Annotated in this window: 19 protein-coding genes and 1 pseudogene; 4 read left to right on the top strand and 16 right to left on the bottom strand. The window is 33.0% G+C overall.

Translation table 11 applies throughout. The features are described 5' to 3' along the window. Nucleotides 1-4: 4 nt before the first annotated feature. From EUI_RS0101670 to EUI_RS0101625, 10 genes are all read right to left on the bottom strand, one after another. Nucleotides 5-1,333, bottom strand: a complete 1,329-nt coding sequence (locus tag EUI_RS0101670; RefSeq protein ID WP_010015628.1) for an ABC transporter substrate-binding protein — start codon at nucleotides 1,331-1,333, stop codon at nucleotides 5-7. Nucleotides 1,334-1,367: 34 nt separating this feature from the next. Then, nucleotides 1,368-2,186 carry a carbohydrate ABC transporter permease gene (locus EUI_RS0101665; protein WP_010015627.1) on the bottom strand — a complete coding sequence of 273 codons (819 nt, stop codon included), beginning with the start codon at nucleotides 2,184-2,186 and terminating at the stop codon, nucleotides 1,368-1,370. After that, a complete protein-coding gene (locus EUI_RS0101660; RefSeq protein ID WP_010015626.1) occupies nucleotides 2,176-3,075 on the bottom strand; it encodes a carbohydrate ABC transporter permease in 900 nt (299 codons plus the stop codon). The genes EUI_RS0101665 and EUI_RS0101660 overlap by 11 nt, the downstream gene beginning before the upstream one ends. Before the next feature lie 14 nt (nucleotides 3,076-3,089). After that, nucleotides 3,090-4,172: an ABC transporter ATP-binding protein gene (locus tag EUI_RS0101655; RefSeq protein WP_010015624.1), complete on the bottom strand. Its 1,083-nt coding sequence runs from the start codon at nucleotides 4,170-4,172 to the stop codon at nucleotides 3,090-3,092. 617 nt (nucleotides 4,173-4,789) lie between these two features. Then, a complete protein-coding gene (locus EUI_RS0101650; protein ID WP_263432424.1) occupies nucleotides 4,790-5,389 on the bottom strand; it encodes a 4'-phosphopantetheinyl transferase family protein in 600 nt (199 codons plus the stop codon). Between the two features lie 64 nt (nucleotides 5,390-5,453). Then, a complete protein-coding gene (locus EUI_RS0101645) occupies nucleotides 5,454-6,812 on the bottom strand; it encodes an MFS transporter (RefSeq protein WP_010015621.1) in 1,359 nt (452 codons plus the stop codon). Further along, entirely contained in the window at nucleotides 6,812-7,420 is a 609-nt protein-coding gene (locus EUI_RS0101640) for an acyl-CoA synthetase family protein (RefSeq protein ID WP_010015620.1), read from the bottom strand. The genes EUI_RS0101645 and EUI_RS0101640 overlap by 1 nt, the downstream gene beginning before the upstream one ends. A gap of 174 nt (nucleotides 7,421-7,594) precedes the next feature. Continuing rightward, nucleotides 7,595-7,891 carry an ArsR/SmtB family transcription factor gene (locus EUI_RS0101635; RefSeq protein WP_010015619.1) on the bottom strand — a complete coding sequence of 99 codons (297 nt, stop codon included), beginning with the start codon at nucleotides 7,889-7,891 and terminating at the stop codon, nucleotides 7,595-7,597. A gap of 127 nt (nucleotides 7,892-8,018) precedes the next feature. Then, complete coding sequence (locus EUI_RS0101630) at nucleotides 8,019-8,555, bottom strand: YbhB/YbcL family Raf kinase inhibitor-like protein (RefSeq protein ID WP_010015618.1); 537 nt, start codon at nucleotides 8,553-8,555, stop codon at nucleotides 8,019-8,021. A gap of 43 nt (nucleotides 8,556-8,598) precedes the next feature. Next, a complete protein-coding gene (locus EUI_RS0101625) occupies nucleotides 8,599-9,627 on the bottom strand; it encodes a zinc-binding alcohol dehydrogenase family protein (RefSeq protein WP_010015617.1) in 1,029 nt (342 codons plus the stop codon). Between the two features lie 189 nt (nucleotides 9,628-9,816). Between EUI_RS0101625 and EUI_RS0101620 the strand changes: the two genes are divergently transcribed. Both EUI_RS0101620 and EUI_RS0101615 read left to right on the top strand, forming a co-directional pair. Then, complete coding sequence (locus tag EUI_RS0101620) at nucleotides 9,817-10,155, top strand: winged helix-turn-helix transcriptional regulator (RefSeq protein WP_010015615.1); 339 nt, start codon at nucleotides 9,817-9,819, stop codon at nucleotides 10,153-10,155. A gap of 714 nt (nucleotides 10,156-10,869) precedes the next feature. Then, nucleotides 10,870-11,148 carry a helix-turn-helix domain-containing protein gene (locus tag EUI_RS0101615; RefSeq protein WP_010015614.1) on the top strand — a complete coding sequence of 93 codons (279 nt, stop codon included), beginning with the start codon at nucleotides 10,870-10,872 and terminating at the stop codon, nucleotides 11,146-11,148. 494 nt (nucleotides 11,149-11,642) lie between these two features. On the opposite strand, the gene EUI_RS10960 is transcribed toward EUI_RS0101615, so the two are convergent. The 3 genes from EUI_RS10960 to EUI_RS10310 form a co-directional block, all read right to left on the bottom strand. Continuing rightward, nucleotides 11,643-12,023 carry a CPBP family intramembrane glutamic endopeptidase gene (locus EUI_RS10960; RefSeq protein ID WP_014947363.1) on the bottom strand — a complete coding sequence of 127 codons (381 nt, stop codon included), beginning with the start codon at nucleotides 12,021-12,023 and terminating at the stop codon, nucleotides 11,643-11,645. 262 nt (nucleotides 12,024-12,285) lie between these two features. After that, complete coding sequence (locus EUI_RS10315) at nucleotides 12,286-12,435, bottom strand: lactococcin G-beta/enterocin 1071B family bacteriocin (protein ID WP_010015613.1); 150 nt, start codon at nucleotides 12,433-12,435, stop codon at nucleotides 12,286-12,288. Between the two features lie 5 nt (nucleotides 12,436-12,440). Beyond that, entirely contained in the window at nucleotides 12,441-12,584 is a 144-nt protein-coding gene (locus tag EUI_RS10310) for a lactococcin G-alpha/enterocin 1071A family bacteriocin (protein WP_010015611.1), read from the bottom strand. Nucleotides 12,585-13,052: 468 nt separating this feature from the next. Between EUI_RS10310 and EUI_RS0101590 the strand changes: the two are divergent. Then, nucleotides 13,053-13,982: pseudogene (locus EUI_RS0101590) on the top strand (cysteine peptidase family C39 domain-containing protein); the annotation flags it as partial. Between the two features lie 760 nt (nucleotides 13,983-14,742). Here EUI_RS0101590 and EUI_RS10955 read toward each other — a convergent pair. The 3 genes from EUI_RS10955 to EUI_RS0101565 form a co-directional block, all read right to left on the bottom strand. Next, nucleotides 14,743-14,901 carry a hypothetical protein gene (locus EUI_RS10955; RefSeq protein ID WP_010015608.1) on the bottom strand — a complete coding sequence of 53 codons (159 nt, stop codon included), beginning with the start codon at nucleotides 14,899-14,901 and terminating at the stop codon, nucleotides 14,743-14,745. Nucleotides 14,902-15,077: 176 nt separating this feature from the next. Next, a complete protein-coding gene (locus EUI_RS0101570) occupies nucleotides 15,078-15,935 on the bottom strand; it encodes an alpha/beta hydrolase (RefSeq protein WP_010015607.1) in 858 nt (285 codons plus the stop codon). A gap of 27 nt (nucleotides 15,936-15,962) precedes the next feature. Continuing rightward, on the bottom strand, nucleotides 15,963-16,319 hold the full coding sequence (locus EUI_RS0101565; protein WP_010015606.1) for a winged helix-turn-helix transcriptional regulator: 357 nt from the start codon (nucleotides 16,317-16,319) through the stop codon (nucleotides 15,963-15,965). Nucleotides 16,320-16,449: 130 nt separating this feature from the next. Between EUI_RS0101565 and EUI_RS0101560 the strand changes: the two genes are divergently transcribed. Beyond that, nucleotides 16,450-16,632, top strand: a complete 183-nt coding sequence (locus EUI_RS0101560) for a hypothetical protein (protein WP_010015604.1) — start codon at nucleotides 16,450-16,452, stop codon at nucleotides 16,630-16,632. Nucleotides 16,633-16,664: the final 32 nt, after the last annotated feature.

Below are 16,664 nucleotides of genomic sequence, written 5' to 3'. Positions count from 1 at the left end.
TTTATTATTCCCCGGACTGCTCATTAGCATCTTTAATGTCAGCAGTTGTTTGCTTAACGGCTTTGCTGAGTTCGGAATCGACATTTTTACCGTTAATCACATTTTCCATTGCATTTTGTGTGTTTACTCGTTCTTTAGGCATAGATGTAATTAATGCACCAGCACTAGCAGCATTAATTGTCGTAGCCTTAAGTTGTTCAACCGGCGCTGCAAGAATAGGCGTATTTTTGAAAGCATCTTTCAAAATTTTAGTATCATAAGATTTATTATTAATAGCAAAGTAACCTGTGTCAATTGACCACTGTGCTTGTTCTTTGGCCGATGTTGCAAATTTTAGAAAGTCAAAAGAACCTTTTTGTGCTTTAGTAGATTTTCCCTTAGACAACCAAATACTTGCACCGCCAATCACAACACCATTAGCTTTTACATCTTGCGGACGAGGTAAGTACGTCACCCCAACATTAAACTTAGCATTCTTTTTAATATTACCTAATGAAGCTGATGAGTTCATAAACATATCAATTTGACTAGACGTGAAGGCAGACAATTCTGTGTCTCCCGCATTAGCTCCTGTCCCATAATCAACCAATGTTCCCGCGTCAGCATTCGTTTTAAGCCAATTTAAAATATTCTTACCAGCTTTGTTATCAAAAGTGGCTTTAGTCGCTGTTTTTTTACGACCATTGCCATGATTCACCAAAGTCTGATTCTGATTGGCTAATAATTCTTCAAAAGTCCACCCATAAGGCAAAATAGATAGTTTCGCACGACCACTTTTTTCCTTTAATTTTTTGGCAGCCGCAGTGACTTGTTCGTATGTTGGACTTGTAGGTAAGTCATCAATGCCCGCATCTTTAAAAGCATCTTTATTATAATAGAGAACCGGTGCACTAGAGTTAAATGGCATAGAATACAATTTTCCATTAATTGTATAATAATTTAAAATGTTCTTACGTAGATTCTTAGTATTAAATTTATATTTCTTTATAAGTGTTTGCATCGGTTGAATCATACCCGATGTTGATAATTGTTTTGTCGAAATCTCGTTTGATTGAAATAAATCAGGTGCTTTACTCGTACCACCTACAGAAAGAAATTTTGGTAGCGCCTCAACATATTGCCCCTGAAACTCAGGTATCACTTTATACTTCGTTTGTGAGGCATTATAATCATTGACAACACGATCAATGGCTTGTGCGTTTTGACCTGTCATAGAATGCCAAAACACAATATTTTGACGTTGATTATCGGCAGCATGCACTTGCGTTAATGGTAACACTGCACCCAAACCAATTGTTGCAAGTGCAACGTACTTTGCTGTATTTCTAAACATGTGATATTCTCCCATTTATATAATATGTCATCATTTATTTAATAACACCGTTTGTTAAGCCTTTTTTAAAGTATTTTTGGCCTAAGAAAATAATTAATAGTGTTGGTATGACTGATACTATCGTAGCAGCCATAATCAATCCCCAGTTACTCGCAGTATCTTGCGAGCGCAGTTGTCGCAAACCAATTTGTACAGTTCTGACGTTGTTATTAGTTGTTGCAATGAGTGGCCATAAATACATATTCCAGTTAGTTAAAAAACTGTATAAAGCAAATGTAATAATATTTACCTTCGTGTAAGGAATGACTACACGAGTCGCAAATTGCCAGTGATTTAACCCTTCAATATCACTTAAATGCTTGAGTTCAATGGGCACTTGTTCAAAACTTGTTTTCATCATGAAAGTACCAAATGCTGAAGCCAAAAATGGTAAGCCTATCGAGGCATAGGTATTTAGTAGATTTAGGTCACGCATGGTTGCAAAATTAGGAATGATTTGTGCTTCAAACGGCAGCATCATAGTGCTTAAAAATAAAATAAATAACGTCTTCTTAAATCTAAAGTTCAAAAATACAAACGCATAAGCAGCCATGATAGATAGTACTATTTGACCAACCATCACCATGCCTGACACAATCAGACTATGCAGCAAAAAGTTAGCCATTGGCGTATTGGTAAAAACCTTGATATAATTGCTAAATTCTAAGTGTCGTGGTAATAGATTTCCTTGCGCAATTGACTGGCTAGATGACAAACTCAATGATATACCTAAAAATAAAGGTAATAACAATAGTATTGCGAATAGCAATAATACTATAAAACGGCAATTTTTTTGAAGACGACTACTTTGCATTGCGACCTTCTCTCTTGTTTTTCACATAAAATTGAATAATCGTGAACAACATGATAATCAGCGTCAAAATAACTGATTGCGCACTGGCACGACCAACACTGTGATTAACAAACGCATCTTGATAAATAGCATACACGAGTAGATTCGTATGATAATCTGGGCCACCTGAAGTCAGTATATCAACTTGGCCAAACGTCTGAAAAGCATTAATCAAGGTCACAACAGTGACGAAAAAAATAGTTGACCGCGTAGCAGGCATCGTTATTTTTCGTAATCTCAACCACCATGACGCACCGTCTAAATCTGCAACTTGGTACAAATCTTGTGGAATTGCTTGAATGGCACCTAAAAGTACTAAAAATGCAAAACCAAGGTTCATCCAGACTGTTGTACCAATAATTGCTATAAGTGACCAAGTCGGATCAGATAACCAATTAATTTGGGGCAAGTGCAGTGTTGTCAGTATCTTACTGAATAAACCAATTTGTGGATTAAACATGAACAACCATAAAATGGAAGCCACCGTAACCGATACACCCATCGTTGATGAAAACATTGTCCTAAAAATTGCAATGCCTTTCATTTTTTGGCTTGCCACAATGGCCATAATATATGAAATAAATAATGTGAGTATCGTAGAAAACAAAACAAAAATCAAAGTAATTGTAAATGATGTGCTAAAACTATCTGATTGCATCAGATTAACAAAATTTTTTAGACCAATAAATTTAATCGGATTTCCTAAGAGATTTGTCAATTGTGTACTCAAATAAAATGTTTTTATCATTGGATAAAAAATAAAGATACCTAAAATAATAAGCGATGGCAATAGTAACAATAATGCTAATAAGTTTTGATGAGATGTCTGCGCCGATCTCGTTTTTGTCATTTTTTTCAATCCAATTACCCGCCAACAGCTACTAGCTCAGACTGTCCTACTTTGATTAACTGCCCATCTTGTGTGAATAATAATACTTTATCCAATAAGATATCAAAATTAATCGTATCACCAATGACCAAATTAATTTGTTCACTCACTTTAACTCTAAAGGCGGTTTCTAAACCAAGGTTGATTTCTAAGTTTGTCCCATCACCTAAAGGTTCAATATGAACAATAGTTCCTGTCATTTCCCCAGACTGTGTCATTACAATATTTTCTGGGCGTACCCCTAGTTTAAATGGTCCATTAATATGCTCCCAATTGAACGGTATAGTGACACCATTTTTCATTTTCAATATATCATTTTCAATGTTAACATCAATTAAGTTAATTGCTGGTGAACCAAAGAAATCAGCTACAAACGTATTGGCGGGCACATTGTAAAGTTCAAGTGGTGACCCTATCTGCTCAATCTTTCCTTTATTAAGTAGCATAACTTGATCACCCATTGTCATCGCTTCGGTTTGATCGTGTGTCACATAAATCACCGTGATACCAAGTTGTTGTTGTAACAATCGGATTTCTTTACGCATTTCTGCACGTAATTTTGCATCTAAATTAGATAATGGTTCATCCATCAGTATAATTTTGGCATCAGATACAAGCGCCCGAGCTAAGGATACCCGCTGTCTTTGACCACCGGATAGATTCCCTGGTTTTTTATTCTTGTATGGCTCTAAATGCACTAAGCTCAGCACTTCCTGTAACTTTTTTTGTCTCAATGTTTTAGCTGTATGTCGTGCTGTTAAACCAAACACTATATTTTCAGATACTGTTAGATTAGGCATTAATGCATAATTTTGAAAGACCATCGATAAATTTCTATCTTTTGGGGGAAGTCTAGTGACATCCTTCCCATTAATCGTAATTACTCCCTCATCTATCGGAATGAATCCTGCAATTGCATTTAAAATCGTGCTTTTACCGGACCCCGATGCACCCACTAATATATAAAATTGCCCATCTGCAATTGTCGTATTAATATCTGTTAGTACCTCTTCTCCATTTTCATACGTCTTTTTCAAATGTTGCAATTCGATTGACATACCCTACTAGCCTCTTTCGTTCCGCATCGATGACACTTTATTTTGTTAACACGTCAACTATACCAAGTGCTTGTAAATGATTAGCATGAAACATGTAAACTTTTTTGAAGATTATTTAAATGATCACAGCACAGTTAGAAGTCTTTCAGCAACATGTGGTGTTCGGATGATTTTTGCAATCTGCCAAATTTAAATACAAATTTTGGGTAAAGACGACATAACTTAAAAGTTGTGTCGCTTTTTTTGTTACTCAGATTTAGTAAAAGGTTAGGCTATGGCGGAAGTTATTGTCATAATGTATTATTATTACTATAACAACTGAAAAATATAAAAATTAAATCATGTTTAGAGACAATTCAAAAAAATTATAATTTAAACTTTAGTGGATCAGTATCAAATGGCAATAATTCAGCGACAGATAGCAATATATAACCAGTAAATAGTTCTGATAGTGACACGAATGGTAAAAGTGCATACTGTAATACAGATGATATTGATTCAGCAGACGAAACAGGTAAGATTAAAGAAAGTATTTGAGCGTCAAGATTTAGATACGGATACTTGAACTATTATACAAAAAAACGTTGCTAATTATTCAATAACAACGTTTTTTAAAATCATTCATAAAATCTATCCGGCGATACTAGAATGGATTTTGAAATATTATTCGTGTTAACAGCAGATAAAACATACCCATCATCTGTACGAATACTTTCTCCTTGCCATTCTTTATTTTCAAAATTTACTTTAATTAAAGAACCTTTTAGAAAAAATACCATAACTTTTCTTGGATCTGTGAGTAATCCAGTACCCATAAGCTTGAGCATAGCCTCTTTAATTGTCCAATACTGATAATATTGAAATTCTGGACATTTACTCTTTTTTAATTTATTACGTTCACTCGTACTGCAGAAAATTTCTAATGTATCCCAATTTAGGCTTGTGATTTTTTCAATATCTAAACCTATTGGCTTTTCGTCCACTGCACAGACAATCCAAGAATCACAATGCGAAACATTAAAGAATATTTTCGAATGTGACAATAACTTTGGTTTACCATATTTTTCTTTGCCAAAAGACAAGATAGAAGGAGATAGATTTGCAAGATGACAAATAGCATATTCAGTCAATTTTCGAGATAATAATGTTCGTATTTTATCATTTACCTGAAACAACTTATCAATTTGTACTTTTCGCTCGTCGTCCACACTCGCCAAAAGACTTTCATAACGTAAAATTTATTTTTCAAAATCAACTTTACACTTGTATATCAATCTACTATTACTTTTTGAATTGAGCTGAGAAAATAATTCCCAAAAATGACATAATCGCTGCACATAACATGGCTGATTTAAAACCACTAGTGAATTGACTAGCACTTATAATGCTGCCGAACTGGTAGAAAACAATTACAGAAATTGTTGTACCAACGGCCCCGCCCAATAAACGAAAGACATTATAGATACCAGAAGCTTTCCCGAGGGCTTGAGGTTCAACAGCACCTAGAACCCCTTTTTGTAAGGCGGGCCCTGCCATTGACAATCCCACTCCAGCTATTGCCAATGGAACAATCATCACTAAATATGAACTTTGTTGATGAACCAATAACATAATCAACAAATAACCTATGCCTTGAAGTAACAATCCTAATGTGGCAATTGATTTTTCACCAAACTTATCAACTGCTTTACCTGCAAATGGTGCAACAATTACTAGAGTCCCCGTCCAGGGCAAGATCTCAAGTCCAGCTTGAAGTGAATCTGCACCACCAACCACTTGTAGAAATTGTGGTAAAAAGAAAACCACGCCATACATAGACGCGTATAACAGGAACGTGGCAATATTCCCACCTGTAAATGTCATCGATTTGAAATATTTCAATGGAATCATTGGTTTGTCTTCGCTTCTTTGACGTAGTACAAACCAAATTCCAATAATTAAACTCAACAAACCAATACCAATTGTTATCATTTTTAGTTTTGAAGATGTCATTTCTGAAAGTGACCAAATAATCCCAGCTGAAGCAAAAATAATTAAAATTGCATCCAAAGAACTAATTTTATCGCTGTTACCTGTGCTTTCGGGTAACATTTTGTTTGATAAATAAATAGCAATAATACCAATTGGTACATTTATCCAAAAAATCCATTGCCATGCGAGTGTTGATACAATAAATCCACCTAATGACGGACCCACTATCAAGGCTAATCCACCAATACCGCTCCAAATGCCTAGTGCCTTTCCACGTTCGGAATCTGGCAGAGAATTTGTCAAAATTGCCATAGACATTGGCGTCATAACTGAAGCACCTATACCTTGAATAATTCGTGCTATTATCAAAAAAGAAATACTGTTTGATACGGCAGAAAGAATAGAACCAATTGTGAACACTAAGATCCCAATATTATATATTTTCCGGCGACCAATACGTTCACCTAATGAAACACCCACTAGTAACACTGCAGCAATCGTTATGTTATACGCGTTCAATGCCCATTGGAGTGTATCTACTGAAATATGCAAATCGGTTCTAATTGCAGTAGAAGCAGTTGTGACAATCATTGAATCCATCATGGACATAAAAAAACCAAGAGAGGTTAAAGATAATATCCATGCGGAGCTTATTTTTTTATTTTCCATTAATTAACATTCTCCTCAACAAAACTTTTTTTAATTGCTTTAACAAAGCTATCTGGGTTCTGGACAGGAACAATGTGATAGGCTTTCGGAATGATTTCTAATTTAGTTTTTTTGATCATGCTTGCGGCCTCTTGTGCAACTAATTTATACGCGGGTCTTGCGAATTCCCCATACGAAATAGTCACATCTGCAGAGATTCCTCTTATATCATTTTTCTTATCAATGATAAACGTAGGATTGTCCAACAATCCAGAAATATGTTTCAAAGTGTTATTCCATAAATTAGTGTCTGAAACTTTAATTGTAATAGGACAAGGGACAAATCCTCCCAAAACACAGGCCCATAATAATGGAATATTGTCAGAATGCTTTTCTAATGCCAGAACAACATTGTCACCACTCTTTAAACCGGCATCTTGTAAATTCATTAATATTTTTTCTGCCTCATCAAGCGTTGCTTGATAAGACATAGTTTGCATTAAATCTGAATCTGAACCTGCGTAAGTAATAGTTTGTTTGGGTGAGCGCTTAACAGCTGCTATAACCATTTCAGCTAAATTATCTGTATTAGTTATTGAAGTACCAGTTGATAATGTCTTAGTTTGCATTCCTAATCTCCTAAAGATGAATATTTATAGTTCAAAATATATTGAACTATTTACTACTTTACATTATCACGTATAAAATTATATGACAAGATAAAATATATAAAAAAGAAGAATGCTTAATCGCATTCTTCTTCGTAAAAAATATTTTCGTATAATATTTCTAAAATACCCATTTTAAAGATTTTCATAAAAATTACTAACAAACTTATCAAATGTTTGTCTATTCAAAGTCACATACTTCTCCCTTGCTTCTTTACGTGCTGTTATCAGTCCGGCAGATTGTAGTAACTTAAAATGATATGAACCTGAGGTTTTACTAATATTAATTGCTGAGCCTACCTCTCCACATGCTACCTCGTGATTGGTGCGTTTTAAGTATTGAATTATCTGTAATCTTACTGGATCTGATAAAGCCTTAAAGACCATAATTTGCGTGACTTCACTTGAACGTGACTCTTCTTTTTCTTTCATATCTTACATTGTACTAAATTCGGTTAGCAAGTTTCAAGTAACATGACTTAGACTGTAAAAAATTAATTTTTCCGTACTTGTTTAGGGAAAAAGACATAACTTAACAGTTGTGTCTTTTTTTCTTTTTCTATAATTGAGCGTAAACAATTTTTGAACCCCGTGCCAGTTCATGACCAATCATATTGAAATTCATAAAGGCAGGCGTACTATCAGGAGAAACATCAAGAACATCAACGTCTAACGCAGTAACCACTATGTGATAAGGGTGTGGTTGATCTCCTTTAGCAGGTGCAGCACCTACATATCGATTCATTCTAGCGTCCATTGGCATAGCAACTGCCTTTTCTGGCAAACTATCACTGTTAATATCTCCTGCATTTTCAGATAATGTTGTAATATCTGCTGGTATATCTTTAATTGACCAATGCCAAAATCCTGATTCAGTGGGTGCGTCAGGATCGTACATAGTCATTACAAAGCTTTTTGTACCTGAAGGAACGTCATTCCAACTAACCTCTGGTGAAACATCTTGACCACCTTCGATGCCAAACATTCCAGAATAATTCTTATTTTGAAAAAAGCCATCATTTGTTAAACCACTAACTGAAACCGTTAAATATGGAACTTTAGCTAAATTATTAAATACAATATCTTCATTTTTCATAATATTAATTTCCTCTATTTTGTTCAATTAAATGAACATTTTTTTATTTTCCCCAACCAGTTAAAACTACTTTACCAATCATTGATCCTGTTTCAACGTCAGCATGTGCTTTACGCATATTAAACGCATTAATTAATGGATAGTTGATAGTATTAATTGGTAACAAGGCATTCTCCATATACAATTTAGCAAGATGATTCAAAATTTGATTTTGTGATGTCATTGTTGCTGTCTTAAAATATGATTTACTATACATCCATTCCCAAGCAAATGTGGCACGTTTTTTTGTCAATTTTTGCAAATCAATTAAGCGGTGATTTTCAGTAGTAGCCACAATTTGACCATCTGGTTTAATTAATTCAGCAATTTCATTCCAATGAGCGTCTAAATTATTTAAGTTTAGAATATAATCCACATATTTTTGGTTTAATTTTCGAACTTGAGATACCAAGTCCTGACGATGATTAATGACTTGATCAGCACCCATCTTTTTAGCCCATGATATAGATTCTTCACGAGATGCTGTTGCAATTACCGTTAAACCAGCAAGATTGGCTAATTGAATAGCCATAGAACCAACGCCACCAGCACCATTAATAATTAATAATGTTTTATGTTCATTTCCTGACCAATTGATGCCCATTTTTTCAAATAGTGATTCATAGGCAGTTAATCCTACTAATGGAACAGCAGCTGCTTGTTCATCATTTAACCTTTTTGGTGCTAATCCAACAATTCGTTCATCTACTAGTTGAAGTTGAGCGTTGCTACCTGAACGTGTAAAGTCTCCAGCGTACCAAACACGATCTCCTTTTTTAAATAGGGTCACATCATTACCTGTATTGATAACAACACCTACGGCGTCCCAACCAATAATCTTTGGTTTACTTAAACGGTTTTTACGACCACTTTTCCTGACAAAAGTATCAACAGGATTAACTGATACGCCGTCCACTCGAATTAACAAATCATGGCCATGAGCCTCTGGTACATTGATATTTATATCCTGAAAACTGTCAGGATTGTCGATTGATAAATGTTGATCAAATCCAACTGCTTTAATAGAATTCATTATTTTTCCTTTCGTAACTCATGAATTCTATGTTAAACTTAAAAAAAAAAATGTTAAGACGTGAATTTAATGGCACTCAGTGAAAAAAAAAACACCAGGTGACATTAAATTCACCCTCTTAACAAACATGTCATAAAATGGTAAATTTAATTGTAAGGTTAAAATAATTAGTAGTACGTGGGGAGAGATATGAAAGAAATATATAATTGTGATGTGGGTTGCCCGATTCAAAATACATTGCAAGTGATTTCTGGGAAGTGGAAAAGTGTTATTTTATATCATTTATTTGAATTTGATGTGTTAAGATTTTCGGAACTACAAGCAAAATTACCTTATGTTACTAAGAGAATGTTGGCTCGTCAACTTGCTGAATTAGAAGAAGATAATATTATCAACAAGAAAATATACGCTACAATACCAGTGAAAACAGAGTATTCAATATCTGAATTCGGTAAAACTCTTCAACCTGTCATAAAATCTATGGAAATTTGGGGCACAGACTATAATGATGTATATACTAGTAAATGAGCTTCTGGTACTGTGCTCGTAAGTCAATACTCCGGAGTATTTTTTATCTAGGGCTGAACTGATTAGGCTACTTTCTTTAATCTTACCTGTTTCGTCTGCTGAATCAATATCATCTGTATTACAGTATGCACTTTTACCATTCGTGTCACTATCAGAACTATTTACTGGTGATATATTGCTATCTGTCGCTGAATTATTGCCATTTGATACTGATCCACTAAAGTTTAAATTATAATTTTTTTGAATTGTCTCTAAACATGATTTAATTTTTATATTTTTCAGTTGTTACAGTAATAATAATACATTATGCCAATAGCTTACGTCATAACCTAACTTCTTATTAAATCCGAGCAACAAAAAAAGCGCCACAACTTTTAAGTTATGACACCTTTTTTATTGCTCATAATGGTGAAGGGCTAGGGTATGACATAAGTTATGATCTTAATAGACTATTTTGAGATAATAATTTAAAAATGTAAGAGCTAAGCACAAAAAATATTAATTTTGTTTAATCAGGAAAATAGGTAAATAATCAATATTCTTAATCTATTGATATTATGTTATTTTATAAAATAACAATTAAATATGACACAGCGTATTAATTTGTGCTAAGCTTATTGTATAAAAATGATTTCCTATGGATGCATTTGTTATCTTAAGTGAAGTAATGAACAATTAAAATTCATATCCTCGAAAAAATATGTGAGATGTTGTATGATTAAGTTTTCAAAAAGTATAGTAAGTTTTAAGAAACTAAGTGAAAAAGATCTATTAGCGATTTGTTGTGGCCATTCTAGTGATGTTGGCCCTAATATAAAAAGAATAAGAGTACCAAAGGGATTAAAAAGAAATACATTAGCTGATATGTTGCATATTAGCCTATCAACACTGTCTAGGTATGAAGAAGGAAGCCGTATACCTAATTTAGATACACTTATAGACTTAGCTGATATATTTGAAGCAGACATTAGAGAAATAGTGTACAAGAATTAATTATAATTGAGATGAGATACATTTTATGAAGTTGAAAAAAAGATTCTATAAAGATAGACAGTTCTGGTTTGGCATTATATTGATGTTTATCTTTCCTAACTTACTGGAATTAAAAATATATGATGTTCATTTTTGGTTAAGTTTATTGAGTTTAATTTTAGGTTTATACTTAACTGTAATATCGACTATAATTTTCAAAAATAAACGTAGTAATGACTCTAATCGTAACTAACAAATATACTATTTAAACAATAAGCAAATGGCATCTATAAACGAGTTGCCTTACGTTTTTGATAATTAAAATCACTGTCAACTGAAAATTTGAGTATAATTAGTGTTTAAATGTTTAATAGGTAAATATACTTTTTTTAACTATAAAATATTTATGAGTGGATTATTGGAATTATTTGTGTAATTTATGATATGAAAAAGCTTAGCTTTCTCGGCAAATCTATTCCGATAAGTTAAGCTTTTTCATATGACACCAATAATATTTAGTTACAAACTATGATTATAGCATTAACTATACAATGACTAAATATTGGAGCATAGATATTCTTTGTTTTTTTATAAAGTAAACTCTGTATGATACCAAAAATAAAATAAATTACAAAAGAAGAAATATTAGTTGGACTATGAAAAATAGAAAATAAAAGCGAAGACACTATCATTGTAATATATTTTCTTGCATTCAAGAATAATTTATCGGAAATGTAATAACGAAATATAAATTCTTCATATATAGGGCCAATGATAACGGCTAGTGGAATTGATAATATGTATATGTAATGTGAGTTCCAAATAAATGATGATCCCTTTTTTTCAGATAAAATAGAAAAGCAGTACTGTATTAATAATATGGCTACGCAGCTCATACAAATCCATATAATATGTTTATATTTTAAAATGAAAGGTTCTATTTTTATTACTTTTTTTAGGGTATAGATTATGTATACTATACTGAACAAAAACCAAATTGTAATAATCAAAAAGTTATGCGGAAATAATAAAAATATCGGCAATAATAGTTGTGGTATAAAGCTGAAAATAAATAATATTCCAATTTTTTTAAAAATTTTATAATTCATGTTATTCAAAAAAAGGGGATATGTAAATATCTCCTTTTTCTCCAATTCTTTATTTGATATGTTTTGAGAATCCCTTAACAACTCCGCCACCGAAGTCCCAAGCGGGTTCTATTAGGCCAACCCAGCCCCATCCTTTTCCACCGGAAATAGAGCTAAGCTCTGTTTCAGTCAACTCATTAAAAATAACATTATCATTCATTACATTTACCCCTTTATGGCTGAACAACCTTTACAGTAATAGTATAGACCCGAACCAACAATTTCTCCAGCAGTTGAGAAAAAACCACCACCAGATATTGTATTCAATTCAGCATTGTCAATGCGTTGAAAATCATTTAATTCTTTCATGTTAATTATCCTCCTTTCTTTCATGTGATTTTATTATACATCTTTATTTTTAAAATTATTGTGACATATTGTCATATACATCAAAAATACAATGTTGAGTACATACTGTTAAATTACTCTTAGTAGTGAAAAGTGATCTAAGAAATAAGGCAGAGAAGACTTTCAATGGAAAATATGATAGTTTTTTATTAGTATTTGTATATTATTAAATAAACCCCACTAACTAAATAGTGTTACAGCAACTATACTGAGACAAATAATTGCTATTATAATAGCAACATGAGCATAGATAATTTATATGGTATATAAAATTACAAATTAATTTCGTTATACAGCACACAACAAAAAATATTTCTTACCGTATTAATTTATGTGATATTTTTACTGTACAATTGATAAACGTTTTGTAATAATAATTAGAGAGAACTATTTTTGATTTTATATACAAAAAATATGGGGGATTTTGAAATGTTTTTTAGAAAAATAAGGTATATACCTCAAGTGGATGAACGAGACTGTGGTGTAACTGCATTAGCTATGGTATTGGCGAATTATAAAACTTATTTGTCATTAGCTAAGCTAAGATATATAGCAAAAACGGATATAGAATGAACGACCGCTTTAGGGATTGTTAAGGCAGCTAATTCGTTGAATTTTGATACAAGACCTATTCAGGCTGATTTAACCTTATTTGATACAAAAGATTTGCCATACCCATTTATTGCGCATGTTAATAAAGAAGGTAAGTACCAGCATTATTACGTTGTCTATGGTGTAAAAGGGAATAATATTTTAATTGCTGATCCAGATAGCACGGTTGGAAAAATTAAAATGACTAAGGAACATTTTAATCAGGAATGGACTGGAGTAGCCATTTTTATTGCTCCTAATCCAACATACAAGCCAATCAAAGGAAAGAAAAGATCTTTGCGTTCATTTATACCAGTAATTGTTCGTCAAAAAACACTGGTTATTAATATTGTAATTGCTGTTTTGATGGTGACTTTAGTTAGTATATTAGGTTCATATTATTTACAGGGAATAATTGATACATATATTCCAGATAATATGAAAAGCACGTTAGGTATAGTTTCAGTTGGGCTCATTATTGCTTATATTCTTCAACAGTTGCTATCTTACGCACGAGAATATTTACTGATCGTGATGGGTCAACGTTTATCTATTGATATTATTTTATCGTATATCAAACATATATTTGAGCTGCCAATGTCTTTTTTTGCTACACGACGCACAGGAGAAATTGTTAGCCGATTTACTGATGCTAATGCCATTATTGAAGCTTTATCAGTCTTTTTAGATGTTGGTATTTTAATTAGTGTGGGCACAGTGCTAGCTGTGCAAAATACAACTTTATTTTTAATGGCTCCTATGTCAATATTTAACACAAGTTTTTTTAGACACTGGTTCTGATTATTTCAGTATTTAACCAAATACTCGTATTATAATCTGTTTTCAAACACAAAAAGAGACAGTAACTACTAGGAATGGTAGTCACTGCCTCTTTTTACTCTTCTAAATTAGATAAGAAATCAATAAATCTTGTTTCATCATTCACTGACAAATAGCCCACAAACTTAATTACGACATATTTATCTGTTTTCGAAAAATAGCATGATCAATCCGTTTCTGAATAAACTCAATTTCAATGTAGTGTCTAATATAATAGTCACTACCCTTGCCTGATTTATTTTCTTCACCCGCTTTTGATACTCTGATCCAGATGACCAATTGTAAGCAAGATTAAAAAACTGTGCATTAGTATTACTAGATTTGTCAATCGTACTTTTTGCCAGAACTTGCTTCACTTTTTGATGTTTCAACTGTTTAGTCTGTGTATGCAAATGTGATAAGGTTTGATGTTGTTACCACATCATTTGACTAAATCGTAAGCTGGTTATTGCCAAAATAATCACCAGGGCATAATAACCAAATTGTGCTTTACGTACCATTATTGACCCCCTTTATGATATTACCTAAAGTCAATGATATGAACCCATTACCCTTTGCATTTAATTGCCCTAAAAATTGTTTAACGAACTTGCTTATCGGATACGTAGCCCGCATTAAACAATGCATTAACAGTGTCTTTTGGTAAGCTATCATCTGGCATTTTATTGTCATTATCAATCACTTTAGTTCATGTGCCACTACTAGTAGTAAGAGACTGTGTTGCTGATAATTTAGCAACTGAGGCAGTCGCTTGTTTTATTTGAGATTTTTGAAATTGTGTATTAAAAAAAGCGCCAATCAGGAAGAACCCGACAACACTTAGCATCTTAATTCTAGTGTTTATCATTTTTAAACTATCCTTTCAGTCATTATAGTTTCTAAAATGATCTCTGACGTAATCAGCCAAAACACTAATCGTACGAGCGTTATAATCCTCTGAAAATGACTCTAACCTTTGCATGTACCCATACACATCTAATCTATCCTGGTGAACATCAAAATTCAGTCTTTTTTTATTTCTAACTATTCAAAAAGGAAAGTATTCAGTGCCTGATCAACTACCTTGTTCTCATGTAACTTGCTGTGTTGTGCATCTTTTCCGGTTATTTTTAACTCTTTATAGGACTTCGTACGATCAGAAATCAAGTAGCGTAATGATTGTGAGGATGTATTACTGACTGAGCCATCAGAATGACTACCATCATCTCTATCGCCATAAATATTTAAAACTTTCACTTGATTTTTAGGATAATTAGTTCTTAATTTCAGTAATGCTTTATAATTCGCATTCATTTTTTGTGGCTTGCCTTGACTATTTAATACCATTTGATTCGCTTGATCATCCATTCCTAAAATGCCATTGAAATGACCGGCAATATCAACTTGCTTCGCTAGTTCAGGTAATTTACTATCACTCGAATGATCTAATAAATAAAAGACAATCGACATATTACCCATAGAATGACCAACAGCATTAAATTCCTTAATTTTATACTGCTTTTGCAAAGCAACAATCACATTTTTCAGCCATTGCCCATCTTGATGATAATTCGTGTTTTTATTGTTTTCATAGTTAACTTCAACCAAAGGATGCTTTGCTTTTTTGTCAATCACACCACTTAATTTTACTGCCCCACTTTTCGAGACATTGGCCCTAATAATAGTATTTGAATTCTCTTGTTCAACCAAATAACGGGTCATATGTTGCTCAGCTTTATAACTGCTACCATATCCATGCAAAAAAAGCGTGGGGACAATCGTACTTTTAGTGACATTTTCAGCTGATTGAGTCACCCTTTTGTTAGTATGAGCATAGCCTATTAAAAAAATGAGCAATACAAGTACTGCTAGTATTAAAATTTTCTTATATTTTGTCAGCATTATGATTATTCTTTCGCCTCACATTTGTCATGCCTCATTTAGCAAAACAACATGCTCGCCTTTAACTTTTAAAGTGTTCACATGCATTTCGCCCCAGGCACACAAGCCATCAAGTAATTCTCCCAGTGTCTCTCCGTATTCACTTAATGCGTATTCTACTTTCGGAGGTACTTGATTATATGACTTCCTATCTACAATGTCAGCCTCTTCCAATTCGCGAAGTTGTTGTGTCAGCATTTTTTGACTTATGCGTGGGATTTTTCTACGCAATTCACTTGGTCGTAACGCAGAATGACGTAAATTACAAAGTATAATCGGTTTCCATTTGCCACCAATCACTGCCATGGTCGCTTCTACGCCGATATTATAAATTTTGTCTGCCAATTTTTGTCGCCTTTCTCTTGCTATATCTAAAAATAACATTTAAGTATGTATAGTACAAAAAAGTATGTACTATGCATAAGTACTTTTACATTATAAACTATATACACGAGGAATAGGAGGCAGGAATGATATGATTAATTCATTAACAGATACTGTGCTACTTAACAACGGGAAAAAAATACCAGGTGCCGGTTTAAATCGCGATGATATTTTTATTACTTCAAAAGTTTGGCAAAATCCTCGCTTTCAACCACAATCTTCAAAATTTAAAATTAGATTATTTAGAGCTATCCCTGATTCATTGGCCGGGTAATGACGCATTTGAACATACATGGCACGCTTTAG

This window comes from Leuconostoc gelidum subsp. gelidum KCTC 3527 (assembly GCF_000166715.1).
Lineage (GTDB): Bacteria > Bacillota > Bacilli > Lactobacillales > Lactobacillaceae > Leuconostoc > Leuconostoc gelidum.
Note: the sequence above shows the minus strand (reverse complement) of the source record. Positions and strands in the feature narration are given on the sequence as shown.